The 21,929-nt window shown below is 72.5% G+C and carries 18 protein-coding genes and 1 riboswitch; of the genes, 5 read left to right on the forward strand and 13 right to left on the reverse strand.

Going from position 1 to position 21,929, the window contains the following annotated elements:
- Positions 1-9 precede the first annotated feature (9 nt).
- Positions 10-2,562 carry an ABC transporter permease gene (locus tag BGK67_RS14965; RefSeq protein WP_069920558.1) on the forward strand — a complete coding sequence of 851 codons (2,553 nt, stop codon included), beginning with the start codon at positions 10-12 and terminating at the stop codon, positions 2,560-2,562.
- Positions 2,563-2,677: 115 nt separating this feature from the next.
- On the opposite strand, the gene BGK67_RS14970 is transcribed toward BGK67_RS14965, so the two are convergent.
- Positions 2,678-4,012 carry an SAM-dependent methyltransferase gene (locus BGK67_RS14970; protein WP_069920559.1) on the reverse strand — a complete coding sequence of 445 codons (1,335 nt, stop codon included), beginning with the start codon at positions 4,010-4,012 and terminating at the stop codon, positions 2,678-2,680.
- Between the two features lie 136 nt (positions 4,013-4,148).
- Positions 4,149-5,528 carry an NAD(P)/FAD-dependent oxidoreductase gene (locus BGK67_RS14975; RefSeq protein WP_069920560.1) on the reverse strand — a complete coding sequence of 460 codons (1,380 nt, stop codon included), beginning with the start codon at positions 5,526-5,528 and terminating at the stop codon, positions 4,149-4,151.
- A 537-nt stretch (positions 5,529-6,065) separates the two neighbouring features.
- Between BGK67_RS14975 and BGK67_RS14980 the strand changes: the two genes are divergently transcribed.
- The gene (locus BGK67_RS14980; RefSeq protein WP_069920561.1) at positions 6,066-6,338 is read left to right on the forward strand and encodes a type II toxin-antitoxin system Phd/YefM family antitoxin; all 273 of its coding nucleotides are present in this window, start codon (positions 6,066-6,068) and stop codon (positions 6,336-6,338) included.
- Entirely contained in the window at positions 6,335-6,604 is a 270-nt protein-coding gene (locus tag BGK67_RS14985) for a type II toxin-antitoxin system RelE family toxin (protein ID WP_069920562.1), read from the forward strand. Before BGK67_RS14980 ends, BGK67_RS14985 begins: the two co-directional genes overlap by 4 nt.
- A gap of 83 nt (positions 6,605-6,687) precedes the next feature.
- On the opposite strand, the gene BGK67_RS14990 is transcribed toward BGK67_RS14985, so the two are convergent.
- The 7 genes from BGK67_RS14990 to BGK67_RS15020 all read right to left on the reverse strand — a co-directional run bounded on the left by BGK67_RS14990 (position 6,688) and on the right by BGK67_RS15020 (position 13,993).
- Complete coding sequence (locus BGK67_RS14990) at positions 6,688-7,629, reverse strand: Ppx/GppA phosphatase family protein (RefSeq protein WP_069920563.1); 942 nt, start codon at positions 7,627-7,629, stop codon at positions 6,688-6,690.
- Entirely contained in the window at positions 7,626-8,174 is a 549-nt protein-coding gene (locus BGK67_RS14995; RefSeq protein ID WP_069920564.1) for a DUF501 domain-containing protein, read from the reverse strand. Before BGK67_RS14995 ends, BGK67_RS14990 begins: the two co-directional genes overlap by 4 nt.
- Positions 8,175-8,260: 86 nt before the next feature.
- On the reverse strand, positions 8,261-8,752 hold the full coding sequence (locus BGK67_RS15000; RefSeq protein ID WP_069920565.1) for an FtsB family cell division protein: 492 nt from the start codon (positions 8,750-8,752) through the stop codon (positions 8,261-8,263).
- Positions 8,753-8,842: 90 nt separating this feature from the next.
- Positions 8,843-10,129: a phosphopyruvate hydratase gene (gene eno / locus BGK67_RS15005; protein WP_069920566.1), complete on the reverse strand. Its 1,287-nt coding sequence runs from the start codon at positions 10,127-10,129 to the stop codon at positions 8,843-8,845.
- Positions 10,130-10,400: 271 nt separating this feature from the next.
- Complete coding sequence (locus BGK67_RS15010) at positions 10,401-11,111, reverse strand: LysM peptidoglycan-binding domain-containing protein (RefSeq protein ID WP_069920567.1); 711 nt, start codon at positions 11,109-11,111, stop codon at positions 10,401-10,403.
- Between the two features lie 3 nt (positions 11,112-11,114).
- Positions 11,115-11,287, reverse strand: a riboswitch (cyclic di-AMP (ydaO/yuaA leader).
- A 276-nt stretch (positions 11,288-11,563) separates the two neighbouring features.
- Positions 11,564-12,601 carry a LysM peptidoglycan-binding domain-containing protein gene (locus BGK67_RS15015; protein WP_069920568.1) on the reverse strand — a complete coding sequence of 346 codons (1,038 nt, stop codon included), beginning with the start codon at positions 12,599-12,601 and terminating at the stop codon, positions 11,564-11,566.
- A 102-nt stretch (positions 12,602-12,703) separates the two neighbouring features.
- On the reverse strand, positions 12,704-13,993 hold the full coding sequence (locus BGK67_RS15020; RefSeq protein WP_069923867.1) for a cytochrome P450 family protein: 1,290 nt from the start codon (positions 13,991-13,993) through the stop codon (positions 12,704-12,706).
- 133 nt (positions 13,994-14,126) lie between these two features.
- Here BGK67_RS15020 and BGK67_RS15025 point away from each other — a divergent pair, with 133 nt between their 5' ends.
- Positions 14,127-15,347 carry a globin domain-containing protein gene (locus BGK67_RS15025; protein WP_244291212.1) on the forward strand — a complete coding sequence of 407 codons (1,221 nt, stop codon included), beginning with the start codon at positions 14,127-14,129 and terminating at the stop codon, positions 15,345-15,347.
- Between the two features lie 24 nt (positions 15,348-15,371).
- On the opposite strand, the gene BGK67_RS15030 is transcribed toward BGK67_RS15025, so the two are convergent.
- Positions 15,372-16,394, reverse strand: coding sequence for a nucleoside triphosphate pyrophosphohydrolase (locus BGK67_RS15030; protein WP_069920570.1), 1,023 nt, complete (start codon positions 16,392-16,394; stop codon positions 15,372-15,374).
- A 28-nt stretch (positions 16,395-16,422) separates the two neighbouring features.
- Complete coding sequence (locus BGK67_RS15035; RefSeq protein WP_069920571.1) at positions 16,423-17,046, reverse strand: SurA N-terminal domain-containing protein; 624 nt, start codon at positions 17,044-17,046, stop codon at positions 16,423-16,425.
- A 192-nt stretch (positions 17,047-17,238) separates the two neighbouring features.
- Here BGK67_RS15035 and BGK67_RS15040 point away from each other — a divergent pair, with 192 nt between their 5' ends.
- On the forward strand, positions 17,239-19,587 hold the full coding sequence (locus BGK67_RS15040; protein WP_069920572.1) for a YfhO family protein: 2,349 nt from the start codon (positions 17,239-17,241) through the stop codon (positions 19,585-19,587).
- Here BGK67_RS15040 and BGK67_RS15045 read toward each other — a convergent pair.
- Both BGK67_RS15045 and BGK67_RS15050 read right to left on the reverse strand, forming a co-directional pair.
- A complete protein-coding gene (locus BGK67_RS15045; RefSeq protein WP_279628675.1) occupies positions 19,575-21,089 on the reverse strand; it encodes a serine/threonine-protein kinase in 1,515 nt (504 codons plus the stop codon). The genes BGK67_RS15040 and BGK67_RS15045 overlap by 13 nt on opposite strands.
- The gene (locus BGK67_RS15050; protein ID WP_069920573.1) at positions 21,086-21,721 is read right to left on the reverse strand and encodes a hypothetical protein; all 636 of its coding nucleotides are present in this window, start codon (positions 21,719-21,721) and stop codon (positions 21,086-21,088) included. Before BGK67_RS15050 ends, BGK67_RS15045 begins: the two co-directional genes overlap by 4 nt.
- Positions 21,722-21,929 lie beyond the last annotated feature (208 nt).

Genomic DNA, 21,929 nt, shown 5'->3' on the forward strand with positions numbered 1-21,929 from the left:
GAGACCCCCATGTTCCGTACCGCCCTGCGCAACGTGCTCGCGCACAAGGCCAGGCTGCTGATGACGGTGCTCGCCGTCACCCTCGGCGTCGCCTTCGTCTCCGGCACCCTCGTCTTCACCGACACCCTCGAGAAGTCCCTCTCCGGCCAGTCCGCCAAGAGCTACGAGGGCGTGGCCGTCTCGGTCACCTCCTATGGCCAGAGCCGCGACGAAAACGGCCAGAAGCAAGGCGAGCCGGGCATCAGCCAGGCCACCCTGGAGAAGGTCAAGGCCCTCGGGGGCGTCGAGTCCGTCTCCGGCCGCGTCTCCGGCTTCGCCGGCGTGGGCGACGAGGACGGCAAGCTGATCGGCTCCGGCTGGTCCAACAAGGGCGCCAACTACACGCCCGTCAAGGACGGCAAGGACCCGCGCTACTCCTTCGTCCAGGGCGCCGGCCCGGCCAAGGCCGACGAGGTCGCGCTCGACAGGGCCACCGCCGGGGCGGGCGGCTACAAGGTCGGCGACAAGGTTCGCGTGGCCACGAACGGCCCGGTCAAGGAGTACTCCCTGGCCGGCGTCTTCACCACGGAGGACGGCGCCGTCCAGGCCGGCGGCAGCCTGGTGCTCTTCGACACCGAGGTCGCCCAGGAGCTCTACCTCAAGCCCGGCTACTACCAGGAGCTGTCGGTCGGCGCCAAGGGCGGCGCCTCCGCCGACCAGCTGCTCGCCGAGATCAAGCCGCTGCTCGACGGCGAGAACACCAAGGCGCAGACCGGCGCGGCCCTCGCCAAGGAACAGGCCAAGGAGATCGAGAAGGGCCTGGGCCAGATGGGCACCATGCTGCTCGTCTTCGCCGGCATCGCGCTCTTCGTCGGCGTCTTCCTCATCTACAACACCTTCACCATGCTGGTCACCCAGCGCACCAAGGAGCTGGCCCTGCTCCGCGCCGTCGGCGCCAACCGCGGCCAGGTCATGCGCTCGGTCCTCGCCGAGGCCCTGGTCGTGGGCATCGTGTCCGCCGCCATCGGCCTGGTCAGCGGCATCGGCCTGGCCGTCGGCATCCGCTCCCTGATCGGCTCCTTCGGCGCCAAGCTCCCCGGCGGCGGCCTCGTGATCGCGCCGGCCACCGTGATCGCGGCCCTGGTCATCGGCGTCCTGGTCACCATGGTCGCCGCGGTCCTGCCCGCCTGGCGCACCGGCCGGATCGCCCCGGTCGCCGCCATGGGCAGCGCCCACCTCCCGGCCGGCGCCAAGTCCCTGCTGCTGCGCAACGTGATCGGCTCCGTCATCGGCGTCCTCTCCGTCGGCCTGGTCCTGCTCGGCGTGTCCATGGGCAAGGACGACGGCCGCATGGTCATCGGCGCCGGCGCGTTCTTCATGCTGATCGGCATGATCGTGCTGCTGCCGCTGCTCTCCCGGCCGGTCATCGCGGCCGTCCGCCCGCTGCTGCAGAGGGTGTTCGGGGTCCCCGGCAAGCTGGCCGCCCAGAACGCCGTGCGCAACCCCCGCCGCACCGCCGTCACCGCCGCCTCCCTGGCGATCGGCCTGACCCTGGTCACCACCCTGTCGGTGCTCGGCATCACCGTGGGCCAGGTCGTCGACCGCATGAGCACCGAGAAGCTGAAGGCCGACTACCGGGTCTCCATGGCGGGCGACATCGGCGGCCTGGACAAGTCGGTCGCCGAGACCCTGGCCGGGGCGCCCGGGATCAAGGCGGTCTCCCCGCAGGCCGCGGGCTACTTCATGGTCGGCGAGGACTTCCGGTCGGTCTCCGGCGTCACCCCCGCCACCATCGGCCAGATGCTGAACATCGAGGTCACGAGCGGTTCGCTGGACAGCCTCGGCAAGGGCGAGCTCGCGGTCGCCGAGAAGACCGCGCAGAAGCAGAACCTGACCGTCGGCTCCACCCTCCAGGTCCGGTACGACGACGGGCAGCAGGCCGGCCTGAAGGTCGGCGCCCTCTACAAGGACATGGACGGCCTGCTCTCCCCGTACGTCCTCGACAACAAGATCCTCGGCGAGCACAGCGAGGAGCAGTACGTCCGCGAGGTGTACGTCAACGTCGAGGGCGGGGCCTCCGCGGCCGGCCAGCAGAAGGTGGTCGACGCCCTGGGCAAGAACCCGGCCATCACCGTCGCCACCCAGCAGGACATGCGCAACGAGATGGGCGGCATGATCAACACGATGCTGAACGTCATGTACGGCCTGCTGGGCATGGCACTGATCATCTCGGTGCTCGGCGTGGTCAACACCCTGGCGATGTCCGTCTTCGAGCGGACCCAGGAGATCGGCATGCTGCGGGCGATCGGCCTCGACCGCGGCCGGGTCAAGAACATGATCCGCCTGGAGGCCGTGGTGATCTCGCTCTTCGGCGCGGTCCTCGGTGTCGCGATCGGCGTCTTCCTCGCCTGGGCCGTGGGCAGCACGCTGGCGAACGCCATGCCGGACTACGAGCTGGTCCTGCCGTACGACCGGATCGGCGTCTTCCTCCTGCTGGCCGCCGTGGTCGGCGTCCTGGCCGCCATGTGGCCGGCCCGCAGCGCCGCCCGGCTGAACATGCTCACCGCCATCAAGACGGAGTAGCGGAGCGGCGGTTCAGCAGTGACGCAAGGGCCCCGGGGCACACGCCCCGGGGCCCTTGCGGCTGTTCCGCTCCCGCTCGTCCCCTCCGGCCGCCTTCCCCCGTCCGTACGGGCCCTCACGCGCCCCAGGTGCGCAGCCGCAGCGGCAGCCCCGAGTCGCCGCCCGGCCCGGGGCGTACCGCGAGGACCTGGTTGACCCCGAGGCGGCCGTGCTCGAAGCCGAGCGCGCAGGCCGCCATGTACAGCAGCCACACCCGCGCCCTGCCGGGCGAGGTGAGGCGCACGGCCTCGTCCCAGCGGTCCTGCAGGCGGGCCACCCAGGCCCGCAGGGTCAGCGCGTAGTGCTCGCGCAGCGCCTCCACGTCGCGGACCTCGAAGCCGGCCCGCTCCAGCTCGCCGACGGTGCTGCCGAGCGGGGAGAGCTCCCCGTCGGGGAAGACGTAGGCGTCGATGAACTCGTCGATCCGGTGCGCCGCTTCGTCGGGCTCGGGGGGCCGGGCGATCTGGTGGTTCAGCAGGCGCCCGCCGGGGCGCAGCAGGGCGTGCAGGGTGCGGGCGTACTCGCGGTAGCGGTCGGAGCCGACGTGCTCGGCCATCCCGATGGACGAAATGGCGTCGTACGGGCCGTCCTTGACGTCGCGGTAGTCCTGGACGCGGATATCGATCCGGTCGGCCAGGCCCTCCTCGGCGACCCGCTTGCGGGCGTATGCGGCCTGCTCGCGCGAGAGGGTGATCCCGGTGGCCCGGACCCCGTACTCCCGGGCGGCGTGCAGGGCCAGGGAGCCCCAGCCGCAGCCGACGTCCAGGAGCCGGGCTCCGGGCGTCAGGGCGAGCTTGCGGCAGACCAGGTCGAGCTTGTCGCGCTGGGCCTCCTCGAGGGTCCCCCCGGGGCTCCAGTAGGCGCAGGAGTACACCATGGACGGGCCGAGCACGTGCCCGTAGAACTCGTTGCCGACGTCGTAGTGGTGGCTGACGGCCGCGCGGTCGCGGACCTTGGTGTGGAGGGCCCCGCTGCGGCGGGGGGCCTCCTCGGGCGGCGGGGCGGGCGCGGGCCACGGCCGGGCGAGCGCGGCGAGGTCGCGTACGGCGGCCCGCGCGGCCGGGTCGCGCAGCAGCTCGAGGGTGCCGGCGGCACGGGCGAGCCGGGCGTGCTTGGCGCGGGGGGTGGGCTCGGCGGCGGGCTCCCGCTCCCAGAGCAGGCCGGCCACCCGGTCCAGCAGTTCGAAGAGGTCGCCCTCGACGGTCAGGTCCCCGGCGACCCAGGCGCGCGCCAGGCCCAGCTCGCCCGGCTTCCAGAGCATGCGGCGCAGGGCACGGCGGTTGGCCAGCACGAGGGTGGGGCCGGTGGGCGAACCGGCCTCGCTGCCGTCCCAGGCCCGTATGCGCACGGGCAGCGGGGCGCCCAGCAGGGTCTCGGCGAGGGCGGCCAGCCGGGGCGCGGCGTCGGTCATCGTAGGCACCTCCAGGAAGCTCCGACGCATCGGCCTACCCATTCCCGGGCCCGGACATGCCGAAGGGGCCGCCCGCACCACGGATGGCGGGCGGCCCCTTCGGGGACGTGCTGGGGATGTTCCGGTCAGGCCCGGGTCAGGAGGCCTTGGCCTTCTGGGCCGGAGCCGCGGCGGCGGCCGGAGCCGGCTTGGCGGCCTCGTAGAACTCCTCGCGCGGGGTCTCCAGAGCACCGAGGGAGACGACCTCGCGCTTGAGGAACATGCCGAGGGTCCAGTCGGCGAAGACGCGGATCTTGCGGTTCCAGGTCGGCATGGCCATGCCGTGGTAGCCGCGGTGCATGTACCAGGCGAGCCGGCCCTTGAGCTTGATCTTCGTCTTGCCCATGACGATCATCGCGACGCCCTTGTGGAGGCCGAGGCCCGCCACCGCACCCTTGTTGGAGTGCGAGTACTCCGACTGCGGGAAGCCCCGCATGCCCGAGATGACGTTGTCGCCGAGGACCTTGGCCTGGCGCAGCGCGTGCTGGGCGTTCGGCGGGCACCAGGCGTTCTCGACGCCGGCCTTGCGGGCGGCGACGTCCGGGACCTGGGCGTTGTCGCCGGCGGTCCAGATGTAGTCCGTGCCCTTGACCTGGAGGGTCGGCTCGGCGTCCACGTGGCCGCGGGGGCCGAGCGGCAGGCCGTAGCGGGCCAGGACCGGGTTGGGCTTGACGCCCGCGGTCCAGACGATGGTGTTGGAGTCGACCTCGAGGCCGTTCTTGAGCACCACGTGGCCGTCCACGCAGGAGTCCATGGAGGTGTTGAGGTAGATCTCGATGCCGCGGGACTCGAGGTGCTCCTTGCCCCAGGTGCCGAGCTTGGGCCCGACCTCGGGAAGGATCTTGTCGGCCGCGTCGACCAGGATGAAGCGCATGTCCTCGCGCTTGATCGTGGAGTAGTACTTCGCGGCGTCGCGGGCCATGTCCTCGACCTCGCCTATGGTCTCCGCGCCGGCGAAGCCGCCGCCGACGAAGACGAAGGTGAGGGCCTTGCGGCGGACGTTCTCGTCCGTCGTGGACTCGGCCTTGTCGAGCTGCTCGAGGACGTGGTTGCGCAGGCCGATGCCCTCTTCGACGCCCTTCATACCGATGCCCTGTTCGGCGAGGCCGGGGATCGGGAAGGTGCGGGAGACGGCGCCGAGCGCGATCACCAGGTAGTCGAAGGGCAGCTCGTACGCCTCGCCGACCAGCGGCGTGACGACGGCGACCTTGCGGTCCTGGTCGATGCTGGTGACCCGGCCGGTGAGTACCTCTGCCTTGGGCAGCACGCGTCGCAGCGGGACGACGACGTGCCGAGGCGAGATGCTGCCTGCGGCCACTTCGGGGAGGAAGGGCTGGTAGGTCATGTACGAGCGCGGGTCGACGACCGTGACGGTCGCCTCGCCGTAACGCATCTTCTTCATGATGCGCTTGGCTGCGTACAGGCCTACGTACCCACCTCCTACAACGAGGATCCTGGGACGCTCCGTGGTGCTCATGTGAACGAGTATCCAGCACCCGATGGGGTGTCGCTCGTGAGCCCCTTCACAAGGTGACCGAGGGCCTCTGCTACACTCCGCCGCCCACGTGACCGAGGTCATGGCGCGCAACGGGAACCACGGTGTAACGGGAGTCGTTGTTCACCCGTCCTGAACTGGCCTCAAGGCCCTCAACCGGACTGGACCACCGGGCTTCGTCCATACCTCCGACACGGAACCCGTCGCGTCCGCCGATCGCACGAACGGCCAAGGAAAAGGGCCCGAGAGCCTCGGGAGGGGCCGGAAAGGCCACTCCGTCGGGACATCAGGCCTCTTTTCCTTGTGAAGAACTTCACGAACTTCGTGTGGATCACTGGGCCGAAGACCCCCGCGACCCCCCTCCGGACGCCCTGGGGACCCCCTCCCGAGGCCTCTACAGCCCCTCGCCCGCCCGCCGTTCAGGCAGCGGACCAGGCGATCCCGCCCGGTGCGCGGCAGTGAGACCGACCCCGCCGCGACACCGTCGTGCGTGTACGCGACCACGCGTACACTGGGGCCATGAGTGAGAACGCCGTGACCGTGCGTGAAGCCCGCGCCCACCTCGCGGACCACATCAACCGCGCCGAACAGGGCACACCGACCATAATCACCCGCAATGGCGCCCCGGTGGCCGCATTGGTCCCCATCTCCGACTTCAACGCGCTCGAAGCGGCGGCCGACGAACTGCTCGCACGCGAGGCGGAGTCCGTTCTGACCGACGGCGGACCGACCGTGACCATGGCCGAGCTGCTGGCCGACCTGTTCAGCGAACGGGAGGACGGGACGGCGTGAAGTACGCGTTCCGGTTCACCGCCGCGGCGCAACGGCAGCTGCGGGCCATGGACCGGCCTGCAGCCATGCGCATCCTCGCCGCGCTGACCGCGCTTGGGGACGATCCCTACCGCGAGGACGCCGACGTCAAGAAGCTCACCGGACCGTCCGGCCTCTACCGACTCCGCGTCGGCAGCTACCGGATCGCCTACCAGGTGTTGGACGGCGAGCTCGTCGTCCTCGTCGTCAAGGTCGGCGACCGCCGCGACGTCTACCGCGGCATCTGACGGCGACGGGTGGCGTTCCGGTCGGCTGACCGAACGCCCCCCGTCGCGCCATTCGCCAGGCGGGACCGCTGGTTGCCCGCCGTTCAGGCAGCGGACCAGGCGATCCCGTCGAGGATGTCGTGCTCCGAGACGACGACCTCCGTGGCGCCGATGCGCTCCATGATCGCCAGGAGGACCAGTGCGCCGGCGCCGATCACGTCCACCCGGCCCGGGTGCATCACGGGGATGGCCGCGCGCTCGGCGTGGGTCGAGGTCAGCATGCGCTCGCTGATCTCGCGGACCTGCTCGTAGCCGATCCGCGAGTGGTGGATCGCCGAGGAGGCGTATTCCGGCAGGCCGAGGGCGATCCCGGCGACGGTGGTCACCGAGCCGGCCAGGCCCACCAGGGTGCGGGCCTGCGCCAGCGGAACCGTCTGCGCCGCCAGGTCCAGCGCCGCCTCGATGTCGGCCCGTACGGCGGCCACCTGCGCCGCGCTCGGCGGGTCGCTGACGACCCCGTCCACCACCAGGTGGCGCTCGGTCATCCGGACGCAGCCCACGTCCACCGAGCGGGCCGCCCGTACGTGCTCGTCGCCGACCACGAACTCGGTCGAGCCGCCGCCGATGTCCACCACCAGGAACGGCCGCTCCAGGTGGTCGTGGGCGACGAGCTCCTTGGTGGCCCCGGTGAAGGAGAACTCCGCCTCCTGCTCCCCGGAGATCACCTCCGGCTCGACGCCCAGGATGTCCAGGACCCCCTGGACGAAGTCGGCGCGGTTCTCCGCGTCCCGGGAGGCCGAGGTGGCCACGAAGCGGATCTTCTCCGCGCCGAGCTCCTTGATGACCGCCGCGTACTCGCGGCAGGCGGCGAAGGTGCGCTCCAGCGCCTCCGGCGCGAGCCGGCCGGTCTTGTCCACGCCCTGGCCGAGGCGCACGACGGTCATCCGCCGGTCCAGTTCGACCAGCTCACCCGCGGCGGGGTCGCAGTCGGCGACCAGGAGCCGGATGGAGTTCGTGCCGCAGTCGACGGCCGCGACCCGGGTCACGCCCGCGGCTCCGCGTCGTCCGTCTTCCCGCCGCACGGGGTGACGCAGGCGCCCTTGGCCCACCACTCCGGCAGCATCGCGAGCGCCTCGTCGCCGAACGGGTTCACGCCCGGCCCCGCGGCCAGCGAGTGGCCGACCAGCACGTGCAGGCACTTGACCCGGTCCGGCATCCCGCCGGCGCTGGGGAAGCCCTGGAGCACCTCGATGGCGTCGCGGCGCCGGATGTAGTCCTCGTGCGCGGCCTGGTAGGCGGCGGCGAGTTCGGGGTCCTCGGCGAGCCGGGCCTGCATCTCCTTCATCACGCCGTTGGCCTCCAGCGTGCCGATCGCGGAGGCCGCGCGCGGGCACGTCAGGTAGTACAGCGTCGGGAAGGGGGTGCCGTCGGGGAGCCGCGGCGCGGTCTCGACCACGTCCGGCTGGCCGCAGGGGCAGCGGTGGGCGATGGCGCGCAGCCCGCGCGGCGGGCGGCCGAGCTGCTGCTCGAACGCCTCGATGTCCGCGTCGGTCGGCTCGGTCCGGTCGGTCTGGGGCGGGGGCGTCTGCATGCCTGGAGTAAGTCTCTTCGTTCTCGTGGATGGGTACTGCGGTACGGATGCGGTGCGGGACGGGGGCGGTACGGGTGCGGACGGGCTCAGTCGCCGGGGCGGTCGGCCTTGTCCACGCCGTCCCACACGTTGGAGTACCAGGGGCGGTCGGATCCGGCCTGACCGGTCCGGTGCCGTTCGGCCGCCGCCTGGGCCCCCGGGTCGGTCATGATGTAGCCGATCTCCCCGGGGCGAAGGAAGTGCAGGTGCTTGCGCGCCTGCTGCTCCGCGTAGGCGTCGTCCTGCCAGCGGGCCTTCTCGTCGCGGAGCCGCTCCAGGCGCTCCCGCGCGGCGGCGGCGGCCCGCTGCTGGTCCGCGATCTCCGAGCGCTGGGACACGTACTGGCGCATCGGATACGCGAGGGCGACGACCAGGGTACAGAGGACGAGCACCAGGAGCGCGGCACGGCCGGTGAGCCGGCTGCGGCGGACCTGGCGGCGCGACTGCGAGCGGTAGACATGCGCGGCGGTCCGCTCGCCGAGCTGCTTGAGCCTGGTCGCGGTGGAGAAGGTGGAGAACCGATCCCGGTTCCCGGCCATTGATCCGCCTCCCCTGTGTACGCACTACGCACTACGTCCCCGCACACGGTACGGGACCGAGTGCGGGGACGTACGGAGGCGAGGGCGTGATTAGCCCTTGAACCGCGGGAACGCGCTGCGGCCCGCGTACACCGCCGCGTCGTCGAGGATCTCCTCGATGCGCAGCAGCTGGTTGTACTTGGCGACGCGGTCCGAGCGGGCCGGGGCGCCGGTCTTGATCTGACCGCAGTTCACGGCGACGGCGAGGTCGGCGATGGTGACGTCCTCGGTCTCGCCGGAGCGGTGCGACATCATGCACTTGAAGCCGTTGCGCTGGGCCATCTCGACGGCGTCCAGGGTCTCGGTCAGCGAACCGATCTGGTTCACCTTCACGAGCAGGGCGTTCGCGGAGCCCTCCTCGATACCGCGGGCCAGCCGCTCCGGGTTGGTGACGAAGAGGTCGTCGCCGACGATCTGGACCTTGGAGCCCAGCTTGTCGGTGAGGGTCTTCCAGCCGGCCCAGTCGTCCTCGTACAGCGGGTCCTCGATGGAGACCATCGGGTACGCGGAGACGAGCTCCTCGTAGTACTCGGTCATCTCGGCGGCCGAGCGGGACTGGCCCTCGAACTCGTACTTGCCGTCCTTGTAGAACTCGGACGCGGCGACGTCGAGCGCGAGCGCGATGTCCTTGCCCGGGGTGTAGCCGGCCTGCTTGATGGCCTCGACGATGAGGTCGAGCGCGGCGCGGTTGGACTCCAGGTTCGGGGCGAAGCCGCCCTCGTCACCGAGACCGGTGGACAGGCCCTTGGTGTGCAGGACCTTCTTGAGGGTGTGGTAGACCTCCGCGCCCCAGCGCAGCGCCTCGGAGAAGGACTCCGCGCCGATCGGGGCGATCATGAACTCCTGGATGTCCACGTTGGAGTCGGCGTGCGACCCGCCGTTGAGGATGTTCATCATCGGAACGGGCAGCAGGTGCGCGTTCGGGCCGCCGAGGTAGCGGAAGAGCGGGAGGTCCGAGGCCTCGGACGCGGCGTGCGCGACGGCGAGGGAGACGCCGAGGATGGCGTTGGCGCCGAGCGAGCCCTTGTTGTCGGTCGCGTCCAGGTCGAACATGGCCTGGTCGATCAGGCGCTGCTCGGTGGCGTCGTAGCCGACGAGCTCCGGGCCGATCTGCTCGATGACGGCGAGGACGGCCTTCTCGACACCCTTGCCGAAGTAACGGTCGGGGTCACCGTCACGGAGCTCGATGGCCTCGAAGGCACCGGTGGAGGCGCCGGACGGAACTGCAGCACGGCCGGTGCTGCCATCGTCGAGGCCCACCTCGACCTCGACCGTGGGGTTGCCTCGGGAGTCCAGGATTTCCCGGGCTACGACGACGTCGATGGACGGCACGAGCATCTCCTTCTGGGATGTGACGCTGGGTGTGCGGTGGCATCAGGCCGTGGGATGGCCTTGCCGCCTAGAGCCTAACCGGCTCCGGGCTCTCGGCCCGCCGACCGCCCGGGTCCTGGGACGAAAAAGGGTCCGAATACCCCTCTTCCAGGACATAGGGCTCTTGATCACGGCGGTCCTGCCGGCGCACACGCCACCGCCCGGCGCGTGGGGGGAGACGCGCCGGGCGGTGTGGGGTACGTGTTGCTCCGGGACGCCGCGGCTATGGCCGCGGTGTTCAGCTGAGGTTCAGCTTCTGGCCCGGGAAGATCAGGTCGGCGTCCGGGACGATGTCCTTGTTCAGCTCGAACAGCTTCTGCCAGCCGCCCTGCACGCCGTTGGCGTCGGCGATCGTGCCCAGGGTGTCGCCGGACTTGACCTCGTACGAGCCGTTGCCGGTCTTCGGGGCCGGGGCCTCGGAGCGCTCGGAACGGGTGGTCGGAGCCTCGGCGCGCTTCGGCTCGGTCTTCTTCGGCTCGGTCTTCTTCGGCTCGGTCTTCTTCGGCTGGGTCTTCTTGGGCTCGGTCTTCTTCTCCTGCTTGGGGGCGGCCTCGGTCGCGCCGCCACCGGTGTAGGAGGAGTTCGACAGACCCTTGCCGCAGTGCGGCCAGGCACCCTTGCCCTGGCCCTTGAGGACCTTCTCCGCGACGGCTATCTGCTGGGCCTTGGAGGCCTGGTTGGCCTGCGGCGCGTAAGCCTTGCCGCCGTAGCCGGCCCAGGTGGAGGACGAGAACTGCAGGCCGCCGTAGTAGCCGTTGCCCGTGTTGATGGCCCAGTTGCCACCGGACTCGCACTGCGCGACCTTGTCCCACTCGGACGCGGTGGCGGCGCTGGCGGTGCCCGCGGCCATCAGGGGGGCGGCGACGGCCACACCGGCGACACCGGCGAGCGTGACGATGCGGACGGCCTTGGAACCGCGGCGGTGCTTGCCCTTGCCGGAAAGCAGCATGGAGTTTCTCCTCACCGACGCCTGCGAGGTGAGCTGTCGGGTTCGGGCGAGTGAGTTGCCCGGCCGTGCGACCTAGCGCACGTCTTGACCCCTAGCCGGTGGCGTGACCGTCTCTCAACGGCCGCTCCCGGCGCCTACCTTGGTTCCCCCGCTCCTGCCTTCGGCGCTTGACGCGACGACTGTTCCCCTCGTCCGCCGGCAGGATTCGGCGATGCGGTCGAAGGAGCTCGCGGTGGCGAGCGATTCAGAAGGTAGACAGGTCTCTCCCCGATGTTCAACGAGCCCCATCGGGGAGAAACGGTCCCTACTTGCGCTCCCTTTACGGGTGTTTGCGCAGGTGGGAAGGGGGTTTGCGGAAGGCCCCGGGCGTGACACGCCAGTTGACCGGAAGAGACGCATGTCTCACTTACAGAAAACGGACAATCAGCCCTTTCTGACCGCCTGAAGTGCCCCTATTCGGCGGTTAGATCCAGGTTCTGGCCGGGCTTGATCAGATCGGCGTTCTCACCGATGACCTGCTCGTTGGCCGCGTAGAGCGCGTTCCAGCCGCCCTCGAGTCCCTTGGCGTCCGCGATGGCGGTCAGGCTGTCGCCCGCCTTGACGGTGTAGACGGGCTCCGACGGGGCGTCAGGCGCGACCGCGGCCTCGACGGCCGGAGCGCCGCGGTGCTTGCCGCTGCCCTCGGGGGCCGTTGCGAGCGGTGCGGTGGGGTCGACCGGGGCCTCGGGGGCTCCGGGAGCCGTCGGGTCGGCCGGGGTCACGGGGGCCCCGGGGGTGGCCGGGGGCAGGCCCGGGGGGGTCGGCGGGGTGGCGGGCGGCGTGGTGGGCCCGTCCGGGCTCACGGGGGCCGTCGGCTCGGTCGGCTCGACCGGGGCCGACGTCTCCGGGGCGTCCGGCGAGGGCATGACGGGCAGTCCGAGGGAGGGCGCGAGCGGGCTGTCGGGGAGCTCGAAGGACGGGCTGCCGGACGGGCTCGGCGCGGGCTGCGTCGGAGCGCCGAAGTCCGTGGACGGTTTGCCGGCCCCGGTGGTGGGCACGCTGTGGTCCGGGCGGGACGGCGCGGTGCCGGCCTGCGAGCCGCCGGGCAGGCCGGGGTCGACCTCGGCCGCGGGGCCCTGTCCGTCCAGCCCCGCCGAGGCCGCGCACAGCGGCCACGCCTCGGGACCCTGGGACGCCAGCACCCGCTCGGCCACGGCGATCTGCTGGGAACGGCTCGCCAGGTCGGCCCGCTCGGCGAAGTCGAGGCCGCCGGCGTTGCTCCACTGCTCCTGGGTGAACTGCAGGCCGCCGTACTGGCCGCTGCCGAAGTTCGCGCTCCAGGCGCCGCCGCTCTCGCACTCGGCGACCTTGTCCCACGTGGACGTGTCGGCCGCGGTGGCATGGGTGGCGGCGAGCAGCGGCAGTGCCAGCGCGGAGCCTGTGACTCCGGCGGTGACGACTATCGCGGGCACCTGGCGGGGGCGTCTGTGGCGGCCGTTCCCGGAACGCATGAGCTGCACCTTTCGCATAACGGCTGGGTAACGGCAGAACCTAGCGGCCTTCGAACGGTTGTCACAACTCCGGTCGGCTCCTGACTTCCGGTCAGTCGCCCTTCAGATGTTTCGGGGTGTGAAGCGCACGGGAAGGGTGCGCAGGCCACGCATGATCAGCCCGCCGCGCCAGCGCAGGTCTTCGGCCGGAACAGCCAGTTCCAGATCTGGCAGACGCGTGAGCAAAGTCGCAAGCGCGGTCTGTCCTTCAAGTCGCGCGAGCGGAGCGCCCAGGCAGTAGTGGATGCCGTGCCCGTACCCGAGGTGCTGGTTGTCCGTCCGGGAGAGGTCGAGGGTGTCCGGCTCGGCGAACCGGGCGGGGTCGCGGTCGGCCGCGGCGAGGACGACCAGGACCGGATCCCCCGCGGCGACCGGCTGCCCGCCGAGGGTCAGCGGCTCGGTGGCGTACCGCCAGGTGGCCATCTCCACCGGGCCGTCGTAGCGCAGGAGTTCCTCGACCGCGGTCTCCAGCAGGCCGCTCTCGCCGGCCGCGAGGGAAGCCTGGAGGCGCTCGCGCTCACCCGGGTTCATGAACAGGGAGTGGACCCCGTTGCCGATGAGGTTGACGGTGGTTTCGAAACCGGCGAAAAGCAGGATGAAAGCCATGGCGGTGGCCTCGGCCTCCGTCAGGTGGTCGCCGTGGTCGCTCGCCCTGATCAGATCGGAAATGAGGTCATTGCCCAGCTCGTCCCGTTTGCGGTGGATGAGTTCACCGAGATAGGCCCGCATCTGCTTCACGGAACGGGCGACTCCGCCGCGCGGGCCGCCGCTTTGGCCCGCTTTCGTGTGGCGCAGCATCATCCCCGCCCAGTCGCGGAAGTCGTCCTGGTCCTCGCGCGGTACCCCGAGCATCTCGCAGATGGCGTAGATGGGGAGCGGGAAGGCGAACTCGTGGATGAGGTCCGCCTCCCCCCGCTCCGCGAAGGCGTCGATGAGGTGGTCGGTCAGTTCCTGCACCCGCGGGGTGAACTCGGCGACCCTGCGCGGGGTGAACGCCTTCGACACCAGCCGCCGCAGCCGGGTGTGGTCCGGCGGGTCGATGTTGAGCAGGTGCGTCATCAGCTCCGCCTTGCGCTCCCCCGGGATCCCGGTCTTGCCCTTGGCGTGCGCGGGCTCCGCGTGGTGCGCCGGATTCTTGCTGAGCCGCTGGTCGGCGAGGGCCTGGCGGGCGTCGGCGTACCGGGTGACGAGCCAGGCCTCGACCCCGCTGGGGAGCTTGGTGCGGTGCACGGGCGAGTGCTCGCGCAGCCAGGCGTAGGCCGGGTAGGGGTCGGTCGCGAACTCCCAGTCGAACAGGGTCGGACCCTGCCCGGCAGGGGAGTCGGAGGGGGCGTCTGCGGAGGCCGCGGGGATCTGCTCGTGCACCCCACGACCGTATCCCGGCGCCCGGCGCCCATCCCATATGGGTGCTTCGCCGCGGCTGTCCGCAGATCCGCCATCGCTTGACCTCGCCTTGTCCGGCGTTCCTACTTTCGGTGCTGTGGATGTGAGGATCTTGAAAAGCAGCTTCGCGGTGGTGGAGAGACGGGCCGAGCACGCGGTCAAGTTCTTCTACTCCCACCTCTTCTGGCACAACCCCGCGATCCGTGAGCTCTTCCCGGCCTCCCCCGAGGACATGGAGCGGCAGCGGGACCGGCTCTTCGCCGCGCTCACCCACGTGATCGCCCACCTGGAGGACGAGGGCCTCGTCCCCTATCTCCGCGACCTGGGCCGCGACCACCGCAAGTTCCGGGCCGGGCCCCAGCACTACGCGGCCGTGGGCACCAGCCTGCTCGCCGCGCTCGCCGAGGCCTCCGGCGCGGCCTGGACCCCGCGGGTGGAGAAGGCCTGGGCCGAGGCGTACCAGGTGATCGCCGACGCGATGCTGGCCGGCGCCGCCGCGGCCGAGGACCGGGAGCCGCCCTGGTGGGACGCGGAGGTCGTGCGCCACCTCCAGTACGGGGAGGACATCGGGGTGCTGACCTTGAAGCCGCACGTCCCCTTCCCCTATCTCCCCGGCCAGTACGCGAGCGTGAGCAGCGAACGGGTCCCGACGACCTGGCGCACCTACTCCATAGGCAACGCGCCCCGCCCCGACGGCACCCTGGACCTGCACGTCAGCCGCATCGAGCGGGGGCGGCTGAGCACCGCCCTGGTCCGCGACGTGCAGCCGGGCGAGACGCTGCGGCTGGGCGCCGCGGGCGGGCGGCTGACCTTCCGCCGCGCGGACCGTCCGGCCAGCCTCATCGCCGCCGGGACGGGCTGGGCGCCGATCCGGGCCGTGCTGGAGGACCTCGCCGAGCACCCTCCCGATCAGGACGTACGGCTCTTCGTGGTCGCGCGGGACGCCGCGCACCTCTACGACCGCGCGCTCATCGACGAGTACGCGGCCGCCTGTCCCTGGCTCGGCGTCACCTACATCACGCCCGCCCCCGGGCAGCACCGCAACCAGGCCACCGACCGGCTGGCCACCGCGCTCGGCAGCCGGGGGATGTGGCCCGACCAGGACGTCTACCTCAGCGGACCGCCGCTGTTCGTCGAGGGGACCGCCCTCCTCCTGGAGGGGCTGGGCGCCCGCCCCGGCCGGGTCTTCCACGACTCCGTACCCGCGGCCGGGCGGGGCCACGGCCCGAACGGCCGTCCGCTGGGCTTCGGGGAATGGTTCCTCGCCCGTCCCTCGCCGCACTGGCACAATCCCTCGGGCCGCTCGCCGGGGGACCGCCCGTAGCGGCGTTTCCCCGACCGCCGGGGGCTACCCGCCGACGCCCTCGGCGGCCCGGATCGCGTCCCGGTAGACGCGGGCCGCCGCGCGCAGCGCGGTCTCGGGGTCGGTCCCCGCCGCCTCGGCGCGCGCCGCCAGCGCCAGCAGCTCGTACCCGATGCCCTCGCCGCGGGGCAGCTCGACGGCCACACCGCCCGTGCGGGCCCGTCCGGCGAGCTTGGCCGCGAGCGCGAGCCCCGGCTGGCCCAGCGGGATCCCGTCCGTGACGGACTCCCGGCTCTTCTCGACCGCCTTGGTGCGCTGCCAGTGCGCGCTGACGTCCTCCGGGGTCTCGGCCTCCGCGTCGCCGAAGACGTGCGGGTGGCGGTGGATGAGCTTCTCCACGAGGGTCCCGGCCACGTCGTCGATGGAGAACGCCCCGCCGGCGTCCTCGCCATCCTCCGTGTCGTCTCCGGCGCCCTCCTGGGCGATGCGGGCGTGGAACACCACCTGGAGCAGGACGTCCCCGAGCTCCTCGCGCAGCTCCTCCCGGGTCCCGTCCTCGATGGCCTCGACCAGTTCGTACGCCTCCTCGATCGCGTACTTGGCCAGGCCGCGGTGGGTCTGCCGGGAGGTCCACGGGCATTCGCGCCGGACCCGGTCCATCACCTGGACCAGGTCGAGCAGGCGGGCGCCCGGCAGGTCGTACGAGCCGGGCAGCAGTTCCAGGTCGGGCATGGCGACCCGGCCCGAGCCCGCGAGGCGGGCCAGCCCGTCGGTGAGCCGCTGGTCGCCCTCGCCGCTCAGGAGCACCACGACGGTGCCGCCCCCGGCGCAGGCCCCGACCAGCTCCCGCGCGTCCGGACTCCCGTGCACGACCTCGACGCCCGCCTCCCTCAGGTAGGGGAGCTGCGGATGGCCGGGGTCGGCGCACAGCACCCGGTCCGCGGCGTGCAGGGTCTGCCACGCGGGCCAGGACAGCACGCCGGGGGCGACCCGGTGGCTGGTGGTCAGCAGGACGATGCGGCCCGTGGGCTCGGCCGCGGCGGACTCGGAGGGGTCGTGGTCGGTCACCCTGCGAACCTACCTCCGCGGCCGGGGTTCAGGCTCCGGCGGGTGCCTGCTCGGGGCGGGTCCGCTGGGTGATCCAGGGGGTCTCCCCGGCGCCGAGCTTGATCTGCTGGACGTCGAAGGAGCCGTAGCGCGGGTTGACCTCGATGTGCAGGGCCTTCGCGGCGGTCCGGGCGGGCTCCTCCAGCTTCCCGTTGCCGTACTTGGCGGTCAGCTTGGTCAGCAGGACCCGGTCCCGCAGGAAGCGGTCGACCTGGCCGGGGGCCATGGCGCCCTTCTGCAGCAGCAGCGCCTCGAACTGCTCGGTCCCCTTGTTCTCCTCGACGTACGCCTTGCGCTCGTCCTCGATCTCCTTCGCGGAGACGGAGATCCCGGCGGTCTTGGCCATCTTGTCGATGATGCGGCTCTGGAGCATCGCGTCGAGCTTCTGGCGCTCCAGGTTGGGGGTGCCCGCGATGAGCTCGGCGGCGGCCTGCCCGGTGCGGTTCTGGGCGGCGCGCACCTCGTTCACCTGGGCCTGGAGTGCGGAGGTGGTGATCCGTTCACCGCCGACCACGGCCGCGGTGCCGGGACGCGCCTGCCCCGAGCAGGCGGACAGCAGGGGAGCCGCCAGCAGCAGGGCGGTGGAGACGGAGAGCGCAGTGCGACGGTGCAAAGGAGCCTCCAGGGCCGGGAGATTGTGCGTCGGTGCACAAGGGCCTTGCGATGATCGATGGTATGCAGTCAGGGTGATCCGAGCCACTGATTCGACCAACGATTCCCGGGGTGTTGGGGTGCGCCGCTGTTCGTGTCGCGGTCACTCCCAGGCCATCGGGCCGTCCCCCGGTGGTGCCAGGGTCGGCGCACCATGTCGACACCGCACCGCTCGCCGCGACGCCTGAGCCTGGCCGGCTCCGCGCTCGCCGCCCTGCTCACGGTGGTGGCCGTGGGTGCCGGGGACGCCGCCGCCCGCGTCTTCCCGTACGGACCGCGCCACCGCAGCATCAACGACCTCGGCAACCAGTTCGTCCCCTTCCACGCCCACCTGTGGGACCTCCTGCACGGCCGTGCGCAGGGCGGACTGCTGTTCAACTGGCAGTCCGGCTACGGCACGAGCTTCCTGCCGGACCTGGGCACCTATCTGGCCAGCCCCTTCGCGGTGCTGGTCGCGCTGTTCCCGCGGGCGGACATAGACCTCGCGGTGTACGCGGTCACCGTGCTCAAGACGGCGGCCGCGGCGGCGGCCATGAGCTGGCTGCTGCGCACGCAGCGCCGGGGGGCCTGGTGGGCGGCCGGGCTGCTCGGGGCCTCGTACGCGCTGTGCGGCTGGTCGGTGATCGAGGCCTCCTACAACCCGATGTGGCTCGACGGCCTGATCGCCTTCCCGCTGCTGTGCCTGACCGGTGAGTGGGCGCTGCGCGGGCGGCGGCCCACGGCCGCCGCGCTGATCGCGGCGGTGTGCTGGACGGCGAACTTCTACACCGCCTACATGGCGACCCTCGGCGCGGCGCTGGTGCTGCTGGTCCGGGTGGTATCGGCCCGGGAGGGCGTCCGGACCCGGTCGGCCGTGATCGGCCGGGCGGCCGGGACGACCGTGCTCGGGATCGCGCTCGCGGCGCCGGTGCTGGCTCCGCTCTTCCTCAGCTCCGGGCAGGCCTATCCGGGGTGGGTCAAGGAGTTCCGGCCGGTGTCCTGGGCGGACCTCTTCGCCCGGCTGCTCCCGGCGACGTACTCCTTCTCCTCCCCCGCCGTCTTCGTGGGCACCGGGACCCTGCTGCTGGTGGCCGCCCTGCCCTTCCACCGGGCGGTGCCCGCGCGCACCCGGCTCGCCTGGGCGGGGCTGACCGCGGCCGTGGCGCTCTCGCTCCAGTGGGCTCCGACGCACCTGGCCTGGCACCTGTTCGCCACCCCGAACGGCAGCCCGTACCGGCAGACCTTCGTGCTGGCCGGGATCGCCGTGATCGCCGCCTGGGCGGGGCTGTCGGCGGGGCCTTTGGGCCGGCGCCCGCTGGCGGCGGGGGCGGGCCTGCTGGCGGCCGCCGCCCTGGGGGCCGCCGGCAGCCCGCTGGTGACGACCTGGGGATACGTGCTCTTCTGCGGCGGGCTGGCGTCGGCGGCCGCGGCCTGGTGGGCGCTGCGCCACCGCCGCCTGGCGCTCCCGGCGGCCGCGCTGCTGGCGGCCGTCCTGGTCGGGCAGGGCGCCGCCACGACCGCGTACGGCCACCGGGGCAAGCTCGGCGGCCTCGACGACTACCCGTCCTGGGGCCGTGCGCACACCGCCCGCGCGGGGGCCCTGGCCGGAGCCGGGGGCTGGCCCGACTACCGCACCGACCCGAGCCGGCCGGCCCTGACGGGCAACGACCCGATGCTGCTGGGCGGGGAGGGCGGCTCGTACTACAGCAGCCACACCCCGGAGGTGTTCACACGCACGATGGCAGCCCTCGGGGCCGGCTGGACCTCGCGCGGGCGCAACGTCCAGAGCATCGACAGCCCGGTGACGGACGCGGTCTTCTCGGTCGGCGCGCGCCTCCAGCCGGACGGCACGGTCCGCCGCGCCGAGGTCCCGCCGCTGGTGACGACCCGCCCGCCGGGCGCCCCCGGCGCGTACGGCGATTCCCCCTTCGCCAACCAGGAACTGCTGCTGGGCGCGCGGGTGTACGAGGACCCGCTCGCGCCCGGGGTCTGCCGCGCGGGCACGGAGGCCTACCTGTGGGCGCCGGAGTACAACGCGACGGCACGCCTCGCCGACGGCCCGGCCTTCCGGCTGAACGGCAACGCCCCGCGCAACCGGGCGGCCGTCCAGCCGATGGGCGTCTCCCGGGGCGGCTCCTCGGCGCTGGTCTTCGACCAGGCCCCGCCCGCCCGGTGGGCGCTGTCCTGCCTGGACCGCGGCCGCCTGGACACGGCCGTGGCCGGGCTGCGCGCCACGGCCGCCGCCTCGGTGGCGGTCGGCTCCGCGCGGGTGCGGGCCGTGCTCCCGCCGGGCAGCACCGGCACGGCGGTCCTCTCGGTCCCCGCGATCGCGGGCTGGACCTGCAACGGCCGGCCCGCCGCGGCCCACCTCGGCCTGGTCGGGGTCCCCCTGGACGGCCGGACCACCGTGGTGGACTGCGCCTTCCGCCCGCCGGGCCTGCTGCCGGGGGCGGCGGCCGGCGCGCTGGCCCTGGCGGTCCTGCTCGGCCTCGCGCTCGCGCGCGGGCGGCGTCAGCGGACCTGACCGAGCCAGTGCAGGGTGCGGCGGATCTCGCCCGGGAACGGGTGGCCCGGGCCGTGCAGCCGCTCCGCGTCGAACAGCAGGCGGGCCAGGGTGTCGTGGGCCGCGGGCCGGTCGCCGAGGGAGAGCAGCAGATGGGCTATCCGGCGGCGGACCTCCAGCGGCAGGCCGGGGTCCGGGTTGGCGTAGTGGTTCTCGAAGAAGGGGAGCAGGGAGCGGTACTCGGCCAGGGCCGCGGCCGGCTCACCCAGCTGCTCGAGGCACTGGGCCGCGTCGTAGCGGAAGCGCAGTGACTGGAGGTCGCCGGCCGGGAACTCGTCGGCGAGCCGGCGCAGTTCGGGCAGGGCGCGGCGGTACTGGCCGTCGTCCATCAGCGTGGCGGCGTACTGCTTGCGCAGGGAGCGGACCACCGGCGAGTGCTCGCCGTGCTGGGCGGCCGCGGCCGGGAGGATGCCGCCGAGGATGTCGCCGGCCTGGGTCAGCCGGCCCTGGTCCAGCAGTTTGCGGGCCTCGTCCACGGCGCCGGGGATGTCGGGGCGGGCGGGCGCCGGGCTGGGCGGGGAGGTCGGCTGCGGGGGGATGGCGGTGGACCGGTCGGGCCACGGGGCCTGCGGCCGCAGGAAGGGGCGGGTGGGGTCGAGCGGGCCGGGGGGGGCGCGGCTGCCGCGGGCGGGCAGCAGCGGGGCGAGGGCCTCGTAGACCGCCTGCGCGGAGGCCGGGCGGTCCTGCGGGTCCTTGGCGAGCAGGTGCAGCATGAGGGCCTCCAGCTCCGGCGGGATCTCCGGGCGCTGGGGGCGGACGGGGGCCGGGGGCTCGTACAGGTGGCGGTGGAGCACGCCCAGGGCGGTGGAACCCGCGAAGGGGACGTTGCCGCTGAGGAGTTCGTAGAGCAGCACGCCCAGCGCGTAGAGGTCGGTGTAGGGGCCGACCGCGCCGCTCATGGCCTGTTCGGGCGCCATGTACGCGGGGCTGCCGATCGGGGTGCCGGTGCTGGTGAGGCGGGTGGTGTCGGTGTCCATCACCGAGGCCACGCCGAGGTCGAGGACCAGGACGGTGCCGTCCGGGCGGACCATCACGTTGCGGGGCTTCAGGTCGCGGTGCACGATCGGCACCGCGTGAACGGCGGCGAGCACCGAGCACAGCTGCGCGACGACGGAGACCGCCCACGGCCAGGGGTACGGGTCGTGCGCGGCGAGGTGGTCGGCGAGGTCGGAGCCCTCCACGTAGCCCATGACGAGGAAGAGCTCGTCGCCGTCGCTGCCCGCGTCGTGCACGGTGACCAGGCCGGGGTGGTCGACCTGGGCGGTGACGCGGCACTCGCGCACGAAGCGGCGGCGCAGTTCCTCGGCGACGCTGCCGGGGCCGGCGACCTTGTCGGGGCGCAGCAGTTTGACGGCGACCCGACGGTCCAGGTGCCGGTCGTACGCCGTCCAGACCTGGCCCATGCCGCCCTGGCCGAGGATGGACGACAGCTGGTAGCGGTCCCCGATCAGCCGGTCGGTCACTGATTCGGGTCCTGGATCGCGGTCCGGTTCGGGTCCTGGTACGGGCCGCCGGGCGGCGGGGTCTGCTTGCGCAGCAGTTCGCTGAGCTCGTCGAGTTCGGCGCGGACCTGCCCGATGCGCGGGGGCGGGGTCGGCTGCGGGGGCTGCGGCGGGACCTGCGGCGCCGACGGAACCGACGGGGTGGTCGTGTGGGTGGCCGGGTAGCCGTAGGAGGGTGTGGTGGTCTGGTGCGGCGCGGCGTACGGAGCGGGCCGCGCCGGGTACCAGTGGCCCTGCGGGCCCGCGGCGCGCTGCCGTTCGTGGTGGCGGATGTCGGCGACGAGGAAGTAGACGCAGGTCGCGAAGCCGGTGAGGATGATGCCGCCGGCCCCGGTGTTGCCCTGCCAGCCGCTGGTGTCCGGGGTCGGGTCGAGGCCGATCAGGACGACCGAGCCGACGCAGAGCGCGCCGCTGACCGCGAGCAGCGTCCAGTCGCGGGCGGCGCGGGTCACGATCGCGAGCCGCAGCATCGAGCCCCAGGCGAGGAAGCCGCAGCTCAGGATCGGGAGCAGCGCGAAGATCACGCGCAAGGCCACCACGCCCCCGGAACTGGGCTGGTGGCCGTGCTGCGGCGGGATGCCGGGGGCGTGCATCGGTGCTCCTGACGGGCCGTGCGGAAAGGGTTTCGGGTATGAGCGTATACAGCGATTCCGGCCATGGTGAGGGGATGTGCCCAACCGTTGTACGGTCGCCGCCCGATCGTCCGCGAGGCGCTCTGAGCAGCGGGTTCCGGACCGGCGAGCGAATCGCCCCAAACGGGCGAAGCGCCGCGAACAGTCCGCCGCCGGGGCCGGGAGCCCG

It is taken from the genome of Streptomyces subrutilus, assembly GCF_001746425.1.
Taxonomy (GTDB): Bacteria; Actinomycetota; Actinomycetes; order Streptomycetales; family Streptomycetaceae; genus Streptomyces; species Streptomyces subrutilus_A.

Coding starts and splice junctions, on each gene's coding strand:
- BGK67_RS14965 (WP_069920558.1), top strand. CDS start 10: ATGTTCCGTACCGCCCTGCGCAACGTGCTCGCGCACAAGGCCAGGCTG.
- BGK67_RS14970 (WP_069920559.1), bottom strand. CDS start 4,012: ATGACCGACGCCGCGCCCCGGCTGGCCGCCCTCGCCGAGACCCTGCTG.
- BGK67_RS14975 (WP_069920560.1), bottom strand. CDS start 5,528: ATGAGCACCACGGAGCGTCCCAGGATCCTCGTTGTAGGAGGTGGGTAC.
- BGK67_RS14980 (WP_069920561.1), top strand. CDS start 6,066: ATGAGTGAGAACGCCGTGACCGTGCGTGAAGCCCGCGCCCACCTCGCG.
- BGK67_RS14995 (WP_069920564.1), bottom strand. CDS start 8,174: ATGCAGACGCCCCCGCCCCAGACCGACCGGACCGAGCCGACCGACGCG.
- BGK67_RS15000 (WP_069920565.1), bottom strand. CDS start 8,752: ATGGCCGGGAACCGGGATCGGTTCTCCACCTTCTCCACCGCGACCAGG.
- eno (WP_069920566.1), bottom strand. CDS start 10,129: ATGCTCGTGCCGTCCATCGACGTCGTCGTAGCCCGGGAAATCCTGGAC.
- BGK67_RS15010 (WP_069920567.1), bottom strand. CDS start 11,111: ATGCTGCTTTCCGGCAAGGGCAAGCACCGCCGCGGTTCCAAGGCCGTC.
- BGK67_RS15015 (WP_069920568.1), bottom strand. CDS start 12,601: ATGCGTTCCGGGAACGGCCGCCACAGACGCCCCCGCCAGGTGCCCGCG.
- BGK67_RS15040 (WP_069920572.1), top strand. CDS start 17,239: ATGTCGACACCGCACCGCTCGCCGCGACGCCTGAGCCTGGCCGGCTCC.
- BGK67_RS15050 (WP_069920573.1), bottom strand. CDS start 21,721: ATGCACGCCCCCGGCATCCCGCCGCAGCACGGCCACCAGCCCAGTTCC.